General features: G+C 45.5%; 13 protein-coding genes. All 13 read left to right on the forward strand.

What is annotated here, in order from left to right:
- The first annotated feature begins 78 nt into the window (after positions 1-78).
- The 13 genes from C161_RS10940 (at position 79) to C161_RS11000 (ending at position 18063) form a co-directional block, all read left to right on the forward strand.
- The gene (locus C161_RS10940) at positions 79-912 is read left to right on the forward strand and encodes an AraC family transcriptional regulator (RefSeq protein WP_036670294.1); all 834 of its coding nucleotides are present in this window, start codon (positions 79-81) and stop codon (positions 910-912) included.
- Positions 913-1055: 143 nt separating this feature from the next.
- Positions 1056-1844: an alpha/beta hydrolase gene (locus C161_RS10945; protein ID WP_036609494.1), complete on the forward strand. Its 789-nt coding sequence runs from the start codon at positions 1056-1058 to the stop codon at positions 1842-1844.
- Positions 1845-1925: 81 nt separating this feature from the next.
- Positions 1926-2591, forward strand: a complete 666-nt coding sequence (locus C161_RS10950; protein ID WP_017689253.1) for an SGNH/GDSL hydrolase family protein — start codon at positions 1926-1928, stop codon at positions 2589-2591.
- Positions 2592-2603: 12 nt separating this feature from the next.
- On the forward strand, positions 2604-3485 hold the full coding sequence (locus C161_RS10955) for an SMP-30/gluconolactonase/LRE family protein (RefSeq protein WP_036670296.1): 882 nt from the start codon (positions 2604-2606) through the stop codon (positions 3483-3485).
- A 404-nt stretch (positions 3486-3889) separates the two neighbouring features.
- A complete protein-coding gene (locus C161_RS10960) occupies positions 3890-6958 on the forward strand; it encodes a X2-like carbohydrate binding domain-containing protein (protein WP_036670298.1) in 3069 nt (1022 codons plus the stop codon).
- Between the two features lie 271 nt (positions 6959-7229).
- Positions 7230-8777, forward strand: a complete 1548-nt coding sequence (locus C161_RS10965; protein ID WP_036670302.1) for a response regulator transcription factor — start codon at positions 7230-7232, stop codon at positions 8775-8777.
- A gap of 18 nt (positions 8778-8795) precedes the next feature.
- Positions 8796-10565 carry a cache domain-containing sensor histidine kinase gene (locus tag C161_RS10970; RefSeq protein WP_036670305.1) on the forward strand — a complete coding sequence of 590 codons (1770 nt, stop codon included), beginning with the start codon at positions 8796-8798 and terminating at the stop codon, positions 10563-10565.
- A 352-nt stretch (positions 10566-10917) separates the two neighbouring features.
- A complete protein-coding gene (locus C161_RS10975) occupies positions 10918-12201 on the forward strand; it encodes an extracellular solute-binding protein (protein ID WP_235193818.1) in 1284 nt (427 codons plus the stop codon).
- Positions 12202-12342: 141 nt separating this feature from the next.
- On the forward strand, positions 12343-13233 hold the full coding sequence (locus C161_RS10980) for a carbohydrate ABC transporter permease (RefSeq protein WP_036610887.1): 891 nt from the start codon (positions 12343-12345) through the stop codon (positions 13231-13233).
- Entirely contained in the window at positions 13226-14056 is an 831-nt protein-coding gene (locus C161_RS10985; protein ID WP_036609483.1) for a carbohydrate ABC transporter permease, read from the forward strand. Before C161_RS10980 ends, C161_RS10985 begins: the two co-directional genes overlap by 8 nt.
- A 157-nt stretch (positions 14057-14213) precedes the next feature.
- On the forward strand, positions 14214-17261 hold the full coding sequence (locus C161_RS10990) for a glycoside hydrolase family 2 TIM barrel-domain containing protein (protein ID WP_036670306.1): 3048 nt from the start codon (positions 14214-14216) through the stop codon (positions 17259-17261).
- 169 nt (positions 17262-17430) lie between these two features.
- Positions 17431-17736 (forward strand): hypothetical protein, encoded by a 306-nt coding sequence (locus C161_RS10995; protein ID WP_017689244.1) that lies wholly within the window; start codon positions 17431-17433, stop codon positions 17734-17736.
- 78 nt (positions 17737-17814) lie between these two features.
- Positions 17815-18063, forward strand: coding sequence for a hypothetical protein (locus C161_RS11000; RefSeq protein WP_235193784.1), 249 nt, complete (start codon positions 17815-17817; stop codon positions 18061-18063).
- Positions 18064-18144 lie beyond the last annotated feature (81 nt).

An 18144-nucleotide genomic window follows, 5' to 3' on the forward strand; every position in this document is an offset into this window, starting at 1 on the left:
CTTTTAAAATATAATAAAAGTAATGACTGATATAAGAATACGGAAGTGTATTTCAGCTTGTACCCAAGGAGGCATCCCATGTTTATCTCCCCCCGACATCAACGATATTTCATGACATCACGTGATCAGCCGTTGCCCCTTTATATTGAGAGCCTAGGTTATAACGGCAATCAGGAGAAGGTGTCCAGACCTGTGGGGTATCCCTGTTACCATTGGCTTCAGACAGTAAAGGGAGCCGGAGAATTCAAGTTTGCCGGGTCCACGGTCGTACTGGGGGAAGCATCAGGTATTTTGCTGCCGCCAAATGAACCGCATGAATATGTGCGCGCCCAAGGAGAGTGGGAGACATTCTATATTACATTTGGCGGTTCCCAGTGTCCGGCAATCTTGGAGTCACTTAGTCTGGGTGAAGCAGCGTTGCATCAGTGGGAGCAGAGCAGTCCGTTCAATGATTACGGCCAGGAAGTGCTGGATTCGATCAGAAGTGATCAGGATTTGTCGGGACTCGAGGCGTCAGCGGATATATATCGATTTCTGATTTTGCTCAAAAAACATGGCATGACCGGCAATCGCTCTTCGATCTCTCATGCCGTGGAGAGACTCGCTCCGCTCATTGCATTCATGGAACAGCATTATGCGAATCCTGAGATTGGTCTCGAACATATGGCTGACGTCACGGGGATCTCATCCAGACATCTGAACACCTTGTTCAAGCAGTCCTTTGGCATGACAGCCTACAGTTATTTCATTTTGCTGCGCATTCGCAAAGCTAAGGAAATCATGACCGCAGACTATAGACCCACGATTAGGGAAACTGCAGTTAGGGTAGGGTTTCGCGATGCAAGCCATTTTGTAGCAACCTTTCGCAGGATTGAGGGGGTGACTCCTGAACAGTTCCGTAATTTGTACTAACATGTACCCAAATGAACAAAAAGTGATGCCAGGAAGGTATTGATGCGTTAGGGTCATTACCGTTATGATGGTATCGATTCCTGAGATTCGAAAACGTTTAAACGGACCCATGTATCCGTTCTACTTGGAGAGGATGATTGAAGATGACAACAACTATACCCTTATGGGATCATGCTGCACCTTATGCAGCCCAGGGTCATGAAGACGAGATGCCACATTTGATTCCATTTATTCAGCCCGGTTCCGAGAGCGCTGTCATTGTATGTCCAGGGGGCGGTTATGGATTCTTGGCTGATCATGAAGGTGCTCCAATAGCGGAATTGTTGAACCGTGCAGGTATAAGTGCATTTGTCCTGAATTATCGGGTGGCGCCTCACCAGCATCCTGCACCGATAACAGATGGTCAGCGTGCCATACGTTATGTTCGTGCTCATGCTGAGCAGTATGGCATCAACCCTGCTAAGATTGCAGTACTTGGTTTCTCCGCAGGCGGACATCTCACAGCAACACTGGGAACGCTGTATGACGAGGGACAACCGGATCATGAGGACCTCATCGAACGCCAGAGTTCACGCCCGGACCGAGTTATTCTCTGTTATCCGGTCATTACGATGGAGTCCTATGGACATGCCGGTTCCCGTGAGAATTTGCTTGGGTCGGACGCCTCTGCCGAGCAGATCAAGGCTTTCAGTGCGGAGCAGCAGGTAAGAGCGGATGCTCCTGAAGCGTTCATCTGGCATACCAGCGATGACCAGGCAGTACCTGTAGAGAATAGCTTGCGTTACGCACTTGCATTGGGTGCGCATGGCATCCCCTATGACTTGCACGTTTTTGAGAAAGGGTCACATGGACTTGGATTGGCTGAGGACAACCACGCGGTTCGGGTATGGTCAGATCTGTGTCTCACATGGCTCAAGAATCAAGGCTGGTAATCACTGATTGGATAACAACTTAACGGTCTGATTAATCAATTATTCTTATATTAGCGCCTTGGAGCGAAGGAGAAAATGACGATGAAATTGCAGAAAAATGACAAGCTTCTGTTTATCGGGGATTCAATTACAGATTGTGGTCGGGAACATCCTGTAGGCGAAGGAAGTTCAGGTCTGGGCCATGGTTACGTAGCGCAAGTCTATGCCCTCTTGCGGTCCATCTATCCGGAATTGATGTTGCGTGTCCAGAATGTGGGTAATGGTGGAAATACGATTCGTGATCTGAAACAGCGTTGGGATCGTGATGTGCTTGACCTTAAACCGGACTGGCTGACGATCATGATCGGCATTAATGATGTATGGCGTCAGTTCGACAACCCATTGTCAACAGACTCACATGTGTTTCTTGAAGAATACGAATCCACATTGCGTGAACTGGTGGCTTCGGTTCGTCCCAACCTGAAAGGTCTGGTACTAATGACACCTTATTATCTTGAGGCTAATCCGGAAGACCCGATGCGGGCAACGATGGATATCTACGGAGAAGCGGTACGCAGGGTAGCCAGTGAGTATGATGCAGTGTATGTGGATACACAGGCTGCATTTGCTCCATTTTGGGATCATTTCTATACGTCTGTGCTGACTTATGACCGGGTACATCCGGATGCAACGGGCCATATGGTACTGTCCAAAGCATTCTTGGATGCCATCGGATTCGAATGGTCAGGCAGCGTCAAATCTGAATAAGGACGTGAGGGCATGAGCGACGTAACTGTAGCAGTACAAACCCCGGCATTACTGGGGGAAGGTCCAAGCTGGGATGCAGAGAACAATCGATTGTTGTGGGTAGATATTGAAAGCTTCAAGGTGCATGTGTATGATCCAGCTACAGGGCAGGATCAGGCTTATGATGTCGGTGAACATGTCGGGGCTGTTGTTCCCTATCGTGGTGACGAAGTTGTGGTTGCTTTACGCAGTGGATTCCATACGTATCACTTGCTTACGGGTGAGCTGCAGGCTATTGAAGACCCTGAACAAGATAAGGATACCAATCGTTTTAATGATGGAAAATGTGATGCGAAGGGCCGCTTCTGGGCAGGCACGATGAGCATGAATAATGAGAGCAAAGCCGGATCATTGTATTGTTTGGAGCAAGGGCAACCCGTTCGCACAATGGTACAAGGTGTGTCTACATCCAACGGTCTGGGCTGGAGTCCGGATCGGCAGAACATGTATTACATTGATACCCCGACACGTTCTATTGACCGGTTTGATTTTGATCTGACGGCAGGTACGATACAAAATCGGACAAGTATCATTCACATACCGGAGGAATTCGGTTTTCCGGATGGGATGACGGTTGATGGTGAGGGCATGCTGTGGGTTGCGCACTGGGGCGGAGGAAGAGTCACTCGTTGGAACCCGCATACATCAGAACTGTTGCAACAGATCGAGGTGCCGGCAGATCAGGTAACATCCTGCTGTTTTGGTGGACCGGATCTCGAAGAGTTATACATTACAACAGCACGTATAGGGATTAAGGAAGAACGTTTGAAAGAGACACCGGATGCGGGCTCACTTTTTGTCATCAGACCGGGCGTTAAAGGGCAGGAGACTCACGCTTATGGTAGCCAGCAATAAACAGGTGCCAATTATGTAGTGAACCTTAGTGAACCTCTGCCTGGTTTGCCAGGAAAGAAACGATTCCATTTTTTTACTCTTATATAAAATGTCGAAAGGTGCTGTTCTAACAGCATCTTTTTTTGTTGTATAAACCAGTTTAAACACTGAAAATATTTTACAAAAATCGGAATTTCGACAGAGGGGTTTGGAGATTGCCAGCGAATGTTATTTATTGAAAGTATTATCCAGATAACCGCGAATCAAGAACAATTATGTAAGCGCTTAACAATATGACTGGAAGGGGGTGAGGCTTCTTGTATCAAGGGATGCATTGATTCGTCTGGCACGCCATCATCAGCACGATGAGACAGCGGGGATAGACCGAAATGCAGTAACGAAGTAGAAGAGGAGGATAAGTTAATATGAGAACGTTTATGAGGAAATTGCGAATGATGAGCCTGACGGTTGCTGTAGTAACCGCCTCGCTGGGAGGACTTGCTGGAATAACAGCGGCGGCACCAAGTGAAGCCTATGAGTGGAAAAATGTGGTGACTGGTGCAGGTGGCGGGTTTGTGCCGGGTATTATTTTCAACGAGTCGGAAAAGGATCTGATCTATGCCCGTACGGATATCGGGGGAGCCTATCGCTGGAATGCGGCTGACGAGAGGTGGATACCCTTAACGGATTTTGTCGGCTGGGATGACTGGAACAAGAATGGTGTGGACGCACTGGCTACGGACCCGGTTGATCCCGATCGGGTGTATATGGCAGTTGGGACGTATACGAATTCATGGGATCAAAATAATGGCTCCATCTTGCGCTCTACGGACCGGGGAGATACATGGCAAACCACAACACTTCCGTTCAAAGTGGGCGGCAACATGCCGGGACGTTCAATGGGAGAACGCCTGACCGTGGACCCAAATGATAACAGTATTCTGTATTTCGGTGCACGAAGTGGTCATGGGTTATGGAAAAGTACCGATTACGGTGTGACCTGGAACGAAGTCACAAGCTTCCCGAATCCGGGAAATTATGTGCAAGATCCTTCGAATGAATATACCAGTGACATCGTGGGTCTGGCATGGATTACATTTGACAAAACAACAGGTTCGGCAGGGCAAGCAACCCAGACAATCTATGTGGGTGTTGCGGATAAAGATCAAAGCGTATATCGCAGCACAAATGGCGGCCTGACCTGGTCAGCTGTTGCTGGTCAACCTACAGGTTATATTCCGCATCATGGTGTGTTTGATTCAGACGGAAGCCTCTATATAACGTACAGCGATGGTGTTGGACCCTATGATGGGGCAAAAGGTGACGTGTGGAAACTGAATACGTCGACAGGTGTCTGGACCAACATCAGCCCTGTTCCAAGCAGTAGCACGGATAATTATTTTGGATATGGCGGATTGGCTGTTGATGCACAGAATCCCGGTACATTGATGGTTGCGACATTAAATTCCTGGTGGCCGGATGCCACCTTGTTCCGGAGTACAGATGGCGGAGCGACGTGGACACGCATATGGGAATTTGAAGGATATCCGAATCGGAAGTTACGTTATACACAGGATATTTCGGCAGCGCCATGGCTCACATTTGGCACCAATCCTGCCCCACCCGAAACAACCCCAAAACTGGGCTGGATGATCGGTGATCTGGAGATTGATCCGTTTGATTCGGATCGTATGATGTATGGAACAGGTGCTACGATCTATGGAACGAAGAACCTGACAGACTGGGATGATGATGAAAAAATCAATATTTCAGTGATGGCGAAGGGGGTTGAGGAGATTGCCGTACTGGATCTGGTCAGCCCGCCAAGTGGTGCACATTTGATAAGCGGATTGGGAGATGTCTCCGGATTCCGTCATAACAATCTGGACCAGGCTCCAGCTACCATATTTACGAGCCCGAACTATCCTTCCACAGAAAGTCTGGATTTTGCAGAGTTAAGTCCAAATACGATGGTTCGCGTAGGTAAAGCAGATTATGCTGCTGATCCAAATGCAAAATCCATGGGTTTGTCCAGTGACGGAGGTACTACGTGGTATAAGGCTAATGCAGAACCTGCCGGCACAACCGGAGGAGGGACCGTAGCCATCTCTGCGAATGGTAACCGACTCGTATGGAGCACATCAGATAAAGGCGTACATTATTCGACTGACGGCAATTCATGGACGGCAAGTACGGGCATACCTGCACAGGCAAAAGTGATTTCGGATCGTGTCAATCCAAACAAATTTTATGGATTTGCAGCGGGTAAAATCTATGTGAGTGTGAATGGTGGTGCTACTTTCACGGCAACATCTGCGACCGGACTTCCGATGGAAGGAAATGCCGATCTGGATGCCGTTCCAGGTGTTGAAGGTGAACTCTGGTTTGCAGGTGGTAGTGAGGAAGAAGGTCCTTACGGATTATGGCATTCTACGGATTCAGGCGCAACATTCACGAAGCTTGCCAATGTAGAGGAAGCAGACAGTATCGGATTTGGTAAAGCGGCCCCTGGGCAGAGTGTTGTTGCGTTATACACGGTTGCACAGATCGATGGAACACGTGGATTCTTCCGCTCCGATGACGGTGGTGCCAATTGGGTTCGTATCAATGATGATCAGCATCAGTATGCTCGTGTAACTACAATTACGGGTGATCCGCGTTTGTATGGAAGAGTATATCTCGGAACAAATGGCCGCGGAATTTTGTATGCTGACCGTGTTGGAGGTAACAATGGCGGAGGTACTCCAGTGACCAACTCTGCGATTACACCGGTTACAGCCGAATTTGATCGCAAAGCAGGCAATCAGATTAATATTCCAGTCACGTTAACACTTAACGGCAATACACTTGCATCCATTCGCAACGGGAATGCAACACTGGTTTCAGGTACAGATTACACGTTGACAGGCAATGAGGTCGTATTAAGTAAAAACTACTTGGCTTCACTTCCCAATGGCGCAGTGACGCTAACCTTTCAATTCAGCGCAGGTGCTCCTGCGACCTTGAATCTGCTCATTAAAGACACAACAGCTGCACCTGTTGGAACCATACGCATTGAGATGTTTAACAGTAACACTTCAGCGACGGGCAGCTCGATTAGTCCCAAATTCAAACTGACAAACACAGGTACTACAGCCTTGAATCTGTCTGATGTGAAGATCAGATACTATTACACGATAAACGGCGAACAGCCTCAGAACTTCTTCGCTGACTGGGCGACTGCTGGCAGTGCGAATGTAACAGGCACGTTCAGTGCACTCAATCCGGTTCGGACAGGTGCTGACCACGTGCTTGAGATTGGATTCATAGCTTCCGCTGGAACTCTGAATGCAGGACAAAGCACAGAAATCCATACGCGCATCTCCAAGAACAATTGGACCAACTATACGCAAACGGATGATTATTCTTTTGCAGGTAGTCAGACTTCCTATACGGACTGGTCCAAAGTCACTGGTTATATCGCGGGAAGTCTCCAATGGGGAATTGAACCATAAGTGAGTGATTTAACGAAATAAAGGATTGAAATAGGGGTCCTGATTCGCCAGATGATCAAATGGCGAGTCGGGGCTTCTTATTTTGTCGAAATATAGTGTAAACTATAGATAGTTACCATTGCTTAAAGGATCGTTTTAGGATATAAAAAGATGTACAATTAATTTAGAATTAATGTAACCGCTAACACTGGAAAGTGTTTATAACCGATATATAATAGTTGGTATAGCCTGTACAGATATAGAGGAAAGATTAGACAAGGGGGTCGCGATCATGAACCGGTTGTGCAAGGTGCTGATTGTTGACGATGAGTTTCTGGTAAGACAGGGCATAAAGCACCATATGAACTGGGAAGCGGAAGGATTTATCATTGTGGGTGAAGCTTCCAACGGTGAAGAAGGATTACAGCAGGTGAACCTGTTAAAACCGGATATTGTGATCACCGACATTGTCATGCCTGTCATGGATGGGGAAACGTTTGTCCGTACACTAAAAGCCAGTAATCCGCAGATTGAAGTTATTGTACTTAGCAGCTTCAGTGAATTCGAGTATGTACGTTCAACGCTTCAGCACGGGGCAGCCGATTATATACTGAAACCCAAGCTGGATACAAATGAATTATTGCAAGTCCTTCAACGCACAGCGGGTAAAATTCCGGAATTACAGTTCGAGCCGTCGCACGATGGCTGGAGACTTGGGCAACTGATGGAGAAGATGCTGTCCGGATTTACACTGGATGAAGATAGCGAAATGCCGATCATTCGAGATACCTTTCCGTATGAATCCTTTCGCTTGCTTGTGTATAAACCCGTGGGTGCTGGAGGGAATCCACTGAAGATGGATCAGGAGCAGATTGAGTCCAAGCTCCGCTGTGATCTGCCTGAAGTAGAATGTGCAATGGTTCCCGCAGAGGGTACATTACCTGTGATGCTTCTTAATGTCGATCCTGCGAGAGATGAATGGATGCTTGAACGGATCAGACAGTTGGCCAGTGAAAATGCAACAGGAGAAGACAGTCCTGGTTGGGTGCTTAGTGAAAGCTTTACTTCATTTGAACAGATGGGTGTTGTTTACCGGGAACGCCTGATTAAGCTGATTGAATATCGTTTCTATTATAAGGATCGACCAATCCTGGTGTATGGTGAACTGCCTCCAATGCATTCCGCAGGTTACCAGTTTAATGTGAATATGTTTTTGCAGCATGTGAAGCGTAACCGGGTCGAAGCGGCAAGGGAGTATTTACAGGATCATGCAAAAACACTTGGACGGGATTATATTGCCGACGTGTTTGAGATCAAATCATTTCTCGGTAACTTGATCTTCAACGTGACCATTACCCTCGCGGATATGGATGTTCAGTCTGCCGGGCTGGAAGAGAGCAAATATACGTATTTTAAAAATGTGGACGGCGCTTCGAGTCTGGACGAAGTCATGACTGTGCTTGACCAATTCATGACGGAAGTTCAGGAGTGTACCGTTGGTGCGGGTGGAAAACGAAGTGATCCCAACATGAAGATGCTGCTGGATTACATGCATGATCACTTTGATCAGCCGCTCGGGCTTGCTGAAGTAGCCAAGCACTTTCATTTTAATCCATCGTATTTATCCAGTTATTTCTCATCTCACAAAAAAGAAGGATTTAATGAATACTTAAATAAAATTCGGATTGAAAAAGCCGAGGAATTGCTCCGATCCGATGATGTAACGATCTCTGAGATTAGCAGTATGGTAGGCTATTCCGATCATAGTTACTTTTGCAAAGTATTCAAAAAATTCACCGGATTATCACCAAGCCGATACCGGCGCAAATTCTGGGCATAAAGTCAGAAGGATAAGATCATGAAGAAATGGATGAACCAATTATCTCGTCTCGGATTGTTTCCCAAGTTGTTTCTGGTTATGGTGGTCAGTATTGTCCTCGTTTCTGTACTCATCTTATGGACGACCATTCACATGTCAACCAATCTGTTTACTGAGACGTTCAGTATCACCAACTCCAAGGTGCTTAATCAGATCAAAACAAATTTTGAATCCTTTAATGAGGCCATTGCTGCCGTATCGAATAATGTGACGCAGAGTGGATCGATCCGAGGATTCCTGTCCGAAGGAGATGCCGATTCCCTCACGATGGCCAAATCCTTCTATAATATGAGGGAAACGATGGATCGAATTCAATCCATCACAGAATCCTACGAAGTCGGGATAACAATTATCGGAATTAATGGACGGAGCTATTCCACGAATCGTGCTCACCTTCAGTTGTCCGTGGATGAATTGAAGCAGGAGCCAATTACGATGGAAGCCGCTGAGACGCCGAGTCGTCTTATCTTTGATGTTTACCAAAACGAGGCAACGCTTGGGAGTCAGCAGATGATCTCTGCGACGAAAGCGTTGACGGACCGAACACGCAGCCGGATATACGGTACGCTTTATGTCACGATGAGAGAAGACATATTCCGGCAATTTTACAGCAGTTTTACAAGTCGTGGCAATGATGTGGTCATTATGAATGAAAAAGGTGAGATTGTATCATCGAATCGTGAAGACTGGATCGGAACAACTCAGCTGGATTTGCTATCGTATGCCCGGGATATGAACAACAACTCTCCGAGAAGTATTAATGCTCGTGTGATGGATCAGGATAGCGTTGTGTTATCCGAGTATTTACCGTTCTATCGGTTTTATATTGTCAATGTAGTGGATAAGGATCTGGCGATGGGTCAACTTATCGACATGAAGACGGTTGCCCTGATCTGTGCAGCTATCGTTGTGGGGGCACTCATCCTTGTGTTTCTCATCACCAGCCAGATTACCAAGTCACTGCGCAGACTTGTGAAGCAGATGTCCAACATTACAAAAAGTGATCTGGACAACTATATTCCGGTGAGCGGAAGCTACGAGAGCAGGCAGCTTGGTCATGCTTACAATTACATGCTTGATGAACTGCATGATTATGTGGATCAGTTAGTACAGACACAGCATGAACAACGGAATGCAGAGCTTGCGGCATTACAGAGTCAGATTAATCCTCACTTCTTGTACAATACACTTGCATCTGTCAAAGTTCTGGTGCAACAAGGCAACAAAGACAGGGCTGCGGAGACGATTAATGCATTAATTGGATTGCTGCAAAATACGATCAGTGATGTGAGTCAGACGGTTACAGTGGAACAAGAAGTCGAGAATTTGAAAAATTATGTCTTCATTAATCACGTCAGATATGGTGGCCGGATTAAAGCAGCTTTCTACGTTGCTCCGGATTGTACACACTATCATGTACCCAAACTGGTGATCCAGCCGTTTATCGAGAATGCATTTTTCCATGGATTCATCAAGAAAGAAACGGGTACGATTCATGTCATGGTTTCCAGAGCGGGAGAATCACTCATCTGTGAGATTATGGACAACGGGGATGGAATTGAAGGACTTGTCATGGGAGAAACGTTGCCCAATCCAAAGAACAATCGTCAACTATTCAGTGGGATCGGGATTCGCAATGTCCATGACCGTATTGAGTTATTATATGGTTCACCTTATGGTGTCACCATTATGAGTACGGTTGGGGAAGGAACGAGAGTCACCGTTACACTACCTTTAATCACGAGTTGAATCGAAACCCGATTCCATTAAATACACTTAAAATCGAGATCCCTCGCTTCTGTTTTCTACAGAGTCGGGGGATTTTCACGTGTCAGAGGTAAAGCGGGTGAAATCATTTTTGTACTATTTCAAGATCAAGAAATTACAAAATCAAAAGAAATTACAAAAAACTAAATTTAATGCAAGCGGTTTCTGTAAAGGTTTTCATTGTGGCAATAAGATGACAAATCCGTACAAAATTATTACTAACGAATGGAGATATGGGAATGATAAGATGAATACATCGAAAGCAACCGCTTTCAGAAAACGTAAACAAATTACACACAAAGAGGTCGAAGGGGAGTTGAATGTTTTGAAAAAAATGTGGGTATTGATGCTCGTTACAGTACTGCTGTTGTCCGCATGTTCATCCGGTGGCGGAGGTAAATCCGCTAGTGGTGGTGACGAAAAAACAAACGAAATTACGGTCTGGGCTTGGGACAAAGCTTTTAACGTAGCTGCAATGGAAACAGCAAAAGAAGCATATCAAAAAGCAAATCCTGATGTGAAAATTAACATCATTGAATACGCTCAAGCTGATATCATTCAGAAACTGAACACAGGTCTTAACTCCGGAACTGCCAGTGGTCTTCCAAACGTAGTTCTGATTGAAGACTATCGTTCACAAAGCTTCCTGAATGCATATCCTGATGCGTTCAAAGATCTGTCTTCCAGTATCACGGCTTCCGATTTTGCAGATTACAAACTCGGACCAACAGCGTTTGATGGTAAACAATACGGAGTACCATTTGACTCCGGCGTTGCTGGTTTGTACTACAGAACAGATCTGCTGGAGCAAGCTGGCTACAAAGCAGCTGACCTGCAAGACATCACTTGGGATGACTACATCCAAATTGGTAAAGACGTAAAAGCTAAAACAGGTAAAGAGCTTCTTTCTCTTGACCCGAATGACCTTGGTTTGATTCGTATGATGATCCAAACTGCAGGTAAATGGTATTCCGCAGAAGATGGTAAAACACCTGACATTGCTAATAATGCTGCTCTGAAAGAAGCGTTTATTACTTACAAAGCAATGATGGATGCCAACATTGTTAAATTGCACTCTGACTGGAGTCAATTCGTTGCCAACGCCAATAACGGTAGCGTAGCAACAATTCCTACAGGTAACTGGTTCTCACCATCTGTACGTCAAGAAGCTTCCCAATCCGGTAAATGGGCTGTAGCTCCAATACCGAAAATGGCTGGTCAAGCAAACTCTGTTCACGCATCCAACTTGGGTGGTAGCTCTTGGTATGTTATGAACAACGTTCCTGGCGCAGATCAAGCAGCTGATTTTGTAGCAAAAACATTTGGTTCTGATAAACAATTGTATCAAGATCTGTTGAACAACATCGGCGCAATTGGTACGTACAAACCAGCAGTTGATGGTGACGCGTATGCCAAAGCAGACGAGTACTTCGGCGGACAAAAAATCTTCACAGACTTTGCAAATTGGACGAAAGAAATTCCAAGCGTAAACTATGGTATCAACACATATGCCATTGAAGATATTCTGGTAGTAGAAATGCAAGCATTCCTGAACGGTAAATCAATCGATGACGTTCTGGCTGATGCACAAAAACAAGCTGAAGCACAATTAAACTAAGATACCCAAGGTAACTTATAGAACCCTAGGAAACATCGGAGCCATCTCCTATGTCCGGCGCAAGTCGAACCGGATATGGCGAGGGGCTCCGTGGGTTCTACCCATGTTCCATGGAGAGAGAGGAGCCATACTGTGAAAGCCATGAATACAGGAGACAGTCTCCAAAAGAAAAATAATTTGACTGGATGGGCTTTTGTTTTGCTGGCTGTTGTCGGGATTGTTGCATTTTACTTCTACCCGATGATCCAAGCGCTGCTCTTATCGTTCAAGTCTGGTGTAGGAGCCAATCTTGAATTTTCGGGCCTTTCTAACTACAAAAGATTGTTAGTTGATACAACGTTCCGTACAGCATTATCGAATACATTTATCTACTTGATTATTCAAGTGCCTGTAATGATCATTCTTGGTTTGTTTATTTCCGTATTGCTGAATGACAGCACACTACGTTTCCGGAGCTTCTTCCGTACAGCGATTTTCTTGCCTTGTGTAACTTCATTGGTAGCGTACTCTGTTGTATTCAAATATCTGTTCGCACCAGATGGAATGGTGAATCAATTCCTGATGGGCTTGCACATTATTGGAGATCCAATTCAATGGATCACAGACCCGTTCTGGGCTAAAATTACGATCATAATCGCCGTTACTTGGCGTTGGACCGGATATAACATGATTTTCTATCTGTCATCCCTGCAAAACATCGATCAATCGATCTATGAAGCTGCAAGAATTGACGGAGCGAATGCTTTTACACAATTCTTCAAAATCACAGTACCTTTGCTTAAACCGATTATCCTCTTCACGTCCATCACATCAACGATTGGTACATTGCAAATCTTTGATGAGATCATGAATATTACCAAAGGTGGTCCAGGTAATGCGACCATGTCGATTTCACAATACATCTACAACCTTTCGTTCAAATATTCACCGGACTTCGGTTATGCAGCAACAGTGTCGTATTCCATCGTAATCTTGATTATTGTATTGTCCATCATCCAGTTTAAAGTGGCAGGTGATAATAAAAATGGCTAAAGCTAAAGCAAAACGGATTTTCACATATGTGTTCCTATCCATCGTCGCCTTTGTATCCATTTTCCCTTTCTTCTGGATGCTGGTCAGTTCAACAAATGCATCAGTCGATGTCACCAAGGGTAGACTGCTGCCCGGTTCAGCTTTTATTGATAACTTCAACAAACTGATTGATTCGACAAATCTGGTACAGGCTCTCGGAAACTCGGCGATTATCTCTGTGGTCTCCACTCTCTTGGCACTGTTTATTGGTTCCATGGCAGGTTATGGTTTCGAGGTATATCGCACGAAGTCTCGTGACATTGTGTTTAATATCCTGTTGTTATCCATGATGATCCCGTTTGCAGCGATCATGGTACCACTGTATCGTATGTTCGCAACAATCTCGGGAGTTGCACCGGTTATTGGAATCAACACGATGGCAGCAGTGATCCTGCCAACCATCGCAACAGCGTTCCTGATCTTTTTCTTCCGTCAGAACACCAAAATGTTCCCGAAAGACTTGCTGGAAGCTGGACGTATTGATGGTTTGAGTGAACTCGGCATCTTCTTGAAGATCTATATGCCAACCATGAAAACAACATATGCAGCGGCAGCAATCATTACATTCATGAGTAGCTGGAACAACTATCTGTGGCCACTCATTGTATTGCAAACACCTGACCAACAAACGATTCCACTGTTGATCTCAAATCTGGGTGCTGGTTATTCTCCGGATTACGGAGTAATCATGACAGCAATCGTGATTGCAACACTGCCTACAGCAATCGTATTCTTCATCATGCAGAAACATTTTGTTGCAGGTATGGTAGGTTCCGTGAAGTAATGAAAACAGCATAATCCGTGCAAATGACGGATGCAGGAAAGAAGAGAGGGCGCTGTTATGGCGTACCTCTGTCTTTTTTGTTTATGTAAAGCAAAAGGAAATCCAGCGTAAACCTTGAATAAGTCAAACTATAACGTTTTAAAGGGAGAGAGAGCCGATGAAAGCAACAAAGGCAGATATCAACTGGTTGGGGGACGTAAGTGTATTTGAGGTGAACCGTCTTCATGCCTATTCCGATCACCGTTATTACCAAACAATGGATGAAGCTGTAGGTTCAGGCGCGATGTCCATGCGTTATGATCTGAATGGTACGTGGAAATTCAACTATGCAATTCGTCCAGACAGCCGTTCTGAGTTTTTCTATACATCCGATTTTTCCAGTGAAGGCTGGGATGATATTGAAGTTCCGGGGCATATCCAACTACAAGGATACGGACAGATTCAATATGTAAATACACAATATCCTTGGGATGGACTGAACGAAATTCGTCCGCCGGCATTACCGCAGGATAAAAATCCGGTTGGAAGTTACATTCGCACATTCCACCTGCCGACAGGTTGGGAGTCGAATTCGGTATATATTTCTTTCCAAGGTGTAGAGTCTGCATTCTATGTATGGCTTAATGGACAATTCGTAGGATACGGAGAAGACAGCTTCACGCCATCTGATTTTGACCTGACGCCATTCCTTCAGGATGGAGAGAACAAACTCGCAGTTGAGGTGTATCAACGCAGCACAGGCAGCTGGCTGGAAGATCAGGATTTCTGGCGTTTCTCCGGCATTTTCAGAGATGTGTATCTGTATACCGTCCCAACTGCACACGTTCGTGATGTTCATGTTCGCACAGATCTGGACAAGTCCTATACCAACGGTACGTTGCAACTAGATTTGAAACTGGAAGGAAAAGCGGTTGCTGGAGCGCGAGTAGAGGCTGAACTTCGTGATCGTGAAGGCAATACCGTTAAAATGTTTGAATCCAAAGTTAACGATGGGCAAGTAAGTCTTCGTGAAGATATCGGTACAGTGAACCTGTGGAGCGCAGAGATTCCATACTTGTACCGTCTCTATATTCGTGTATATGATGCTGCGGGTGCACTGGTTGAGGTTGTTCCTCAAGCCGTTGGTTTCCGTACATTTGAAATGATTGATAAAGTGATGCACATCAACGGTAAACGTATCGTATTCAAAGGTGTGAATCGTCATGAGTTCAACCCGCGTCGTGGACGTGCGGTTACGAAGGAAGACATGCTGTGGGATGTTCGTACCATCAAACAGAACAACATGAATGCCGTACGTACGTCACACTATCCAAACCAAAGTCTTTGGTATGAGTTGTGTGATGAATACGGACTTTATGTTATTGACGAGATGAACCTGGAGACACACGGATCTTGGCAGAAACTTGGTGCTGTTGAGCCTTCATGGGTTATTCCAGGTGACAAACCGGAATGGCTTGATATCGTTATGGACCGCGCTGTATCCATGGTGGAGCGTGACAAAAACCATCCGTCCATTCTGATCTGGTCTTGTGGTAATGAATCACATGGTGGTGAAGTCATCTACAAAGTATCCCAATACTTCAAATCAGCTGATCCAACACGTCTGGTACATTACGAAGGTGTATTCCATGATCGCCGTTTCGATGAAACAAGTGATATGGAGACTCGCATGTATGCCAAACCGGCGGACATTGAGGAATTCCTGAATGCAAACCCGACCAAGCCGTATATCAGCTGTGAGTACATGCATGCCATGGGTAACTCTATTGGCGGTATGCACAAATATACGGAGTTGGAAGACAAATATCCGATGTATCAAGGTGGATTCATCTGGGATTACATCGACCAATCCATTTATAAAAAAGATCGTTACGGCAAAGAATTCCTCGCTTATGGCGGAGATTTTGGTGATCGTCCATCAGACTATTCCTTCTGTGGCAACGGTATCGTCCATGCTGACCGTAAAGTAACTGCGAAAATGCAGGAGGTTAAATTCCTGTACCAGAACATCAAGCTGTTCCCGGATCGTGAAGGTGTCAAAATCGTGAATGGTAATCTGTTCGCAGATACATCTGCGCTGGAACTGGTATACAGCCTGGAGCGCGATGGACATGAAGTGCTGCGTGGAACATTGGAAGTCAACGTGGATGCCCAAAGCGAGATGGTAGTGAAACTTCCGCTGGGTGCAGAAGCTCTGGCGGGCGGCGAGTACGCTGTGAACACTGCATTTGTGTTAAAAGAAGCTACACTGTGGGCTGACAAAGGCGAAGAAGTGGCATTTGGACAGTTTATTTTCACACAGGATCAGGTAAATGATGCAGTTGAAGTCGACTTGAATCTTGTAAGTGATGTACAAGTTATCGAAGGTGACGTTAACATCGGTGTTCGTGCTGGCAAGACACACGCGCTGTTCTCCAAACAGTTTGGGACACTGGTTTCCCTGAAATTGTCTGGTCGCGAGACGATTGCTGTACCACCTGCACCGCTCTTCTGGCGTGCAATGACGGATAATGACAAAGGTATGGCGATGGGCTTCGAACTGGGCGCCTGGTATGCAGCGAGCCTGATGCCACGTTCTGTAGAGTGGAAAGCGGAACAGAAACCGGATCAATACCGGATCGAGTTCACGTACAAGCTCAACATTTCGGAGGATGTACAAGTGAAAGTGGTATATACCGTTCATGCAGATGGAAGTGTGCGTGTGCATAATACGTACAAAGGTACTGCTGGATTGCCAAACTTGCCAATTCATGCATTGTCCTTCAGAACATCACCTGACTTCGAAAACGTGGAATGGCTTGCGATGGGACCAGAAGAAAACTATGCAGACCGCGCATTTGGCGCACGTCTGGGTATCCATGGCAGCAAGGTAGCTGATACCATGGCTCCATATCTGGTACCACAGGAATCAGGCAACCGTACGGGCGTACGTTGGGCCAAATTGACAGACAACGCGGGACGTGGCTTCAAAATTGAAGCATCCGGAACTCCGGTTGAGCTGAATGTTTCACCATATACGGCATTTGAGCTGGAGAATGCACAACATGCGTACGAATTGCCTCCTGTACACTATACGGTCGTGACTGTAGCGGGTAAACAAATGGGTGTTGGCGGTGATGACAGCTGGGGTGCTCCGGTTCATCCGGAATACCTGATCCCTTCGGACGGCGAACTGACATTTGAGTTTGTCATTCGTGCACTGTAAGTAAAAGGATCATACAGAATAAAGAATGTATTCTATAAAGAACAGAGGTCTTCGCTATCGGAGGCCTCTGTTTTGTTATGTCAACGAACAGCTTGAGAAGCATTGTATGAAACCGTTCTCTCTCCAACCTCGTAATGTACGAGACAGGAAACATAAGAGGGGGTTCAAGATGAGTAAAAAAGCAAAGACAGGTATATGGGTGACGGTGTTGGTCTTCTTGGGTATCATAGTTGGATGTTTCATATGGTATTTCAATACCGCTTCGGGTGAACGTGCACTCAAAACGATGAGGTCCAATAACTCGGGTGGCCTGGAGAGGGTTGTTAAAGTGTACAGCAATAACGGTGAATTGATTCAGACCTATGATGGTAAGATTGACGTGGAAGATACGGAATACGGCAATAAAGTATTATTTGATCTCAATGGGAAACGTGTTGTGATCTATAATGCAACGATTGTTGTTGAAGAGAAGTAAAGCAAAATTAAGGAAATGATATAAGGGTCGGGTGAGATTTTTATGGTGGATATGTACCTCATAATCCTAGTTGCTATCTTGGGAATGATCCTGTTCTATAGCTTGATCGCTTATTTCTTGATTCGTTTCATTTCGAAAAAAGCTTTCAAGCTGACGTTAACCAAATATGAAATGATGGAGATTATGACTTGGCTCGCCGTGCTGTTTATTACCTTCATGATGATTAAGAATGGTTCAATAAATCTTCTCTTGCCGGTTGTTGCACTCATCATTCCATTGATCAATTTACGACTTTCCAATCGAAAACATCGAGAGCTGAACTCGTAAGGTCTTGCTACGTTGGGGTAAGGCACAAGAGGGATGAACATAGGAAAGGTTGACGGAGATTACATTACTAGTCAACCTTTT

Origin of the sequence: Paenibacillus sp. FSL R5-192, from assembly GCF_000517845.1 — a bacterium.
Classification (GTDB): domain Bacteria; phylum Bacillota; class Bacilli; order Paenibacillales; family Paenibacillaceae; genus Paenibacillus; species Paenibacillus amylolyticus.

Bases quoted from the DNA above. Each gene is read 5' to 3' on its own strand.
- C161_RS10970 (WP_036670305.1), top strand. From the start codon at position 8,796: ATGAAGAAATGGATGAACCAATTATCTCGTCTCGGATTGTTTCCCAAG.
- C161_RS10985 (WP_036609483.1), top strand. From the start codon at position 13,226: ATGGCTAAAGCTAAAGCAAAACGGATTTTCACATATGTGTTCCTATCC.
- C161_RS10960 (WP_036670298.1), top strand. From the start codon at position 3,890: ATGAGAACGTTTATGAGGAAATTGCGAATGATGAGCCTGACGGTTGCT.
- C161_RS10940 (WP_036670294.1), top strand. From the start codon at position 79: ATGTTTATCTCCCCCCGACATCAACGATATTTCATGACATCACGTGAT.
- C161_RS10945 (WP_036609494.1), top strand. From the start codon at position 1,056: ATGACAACAACTATACCCTTATGGGATCATGCTGCACCTTATGCAGCC.
- C161_RS10975 (WP_235193818.1), top strand. From the start codon at position 10,918: ATGTGGGTATTGATGCTCGTTACAGTACTGCTGTTGTCCGCATGTTCA.
- C161_RS10955 (WP_036670296.1), top strand. From the start codon at position 2,604: ATGAGCGACGTAACTGTAGCAGTACAAACCCCGGCATTACTGGGGGAA.
- C161_RS10950 (WP_017689253.1), top strand. From the start codon at position 1,926: ATGAAATTGCAGAAAAATGACAAGCTTCTGTTTATCGGGGATTCAATT.
- C161_RS10995 (WP_017689244.1), top strand. From the start codon at position 17,431: ATGAGTAAAAAAGCAAAGACAGGTATATGGGTGACGGTGTTGGTCTTC.
- C161_RS10990 (WP_036670306.1), top strand. From the start codon at position 14,214: ATGAAAGCAACAAAGGCAGATATCAACTGGTTGGGGGACGTAAGTGTA.
- C161_RS10965 (WP_036670302.1), top strand. From the start codon at position 7,230: ATGAACCGGTTGTGCAAGGTGCTGATTGTTGACGATGAGTTTCTGGTA.
- C161_RS10980 (WP_036610887.1), top strand. From the start codon at position 12,343: ATGAATACAGGAGACAGTCTCCAAAAGAAAAATAATTTGACTGGATGG.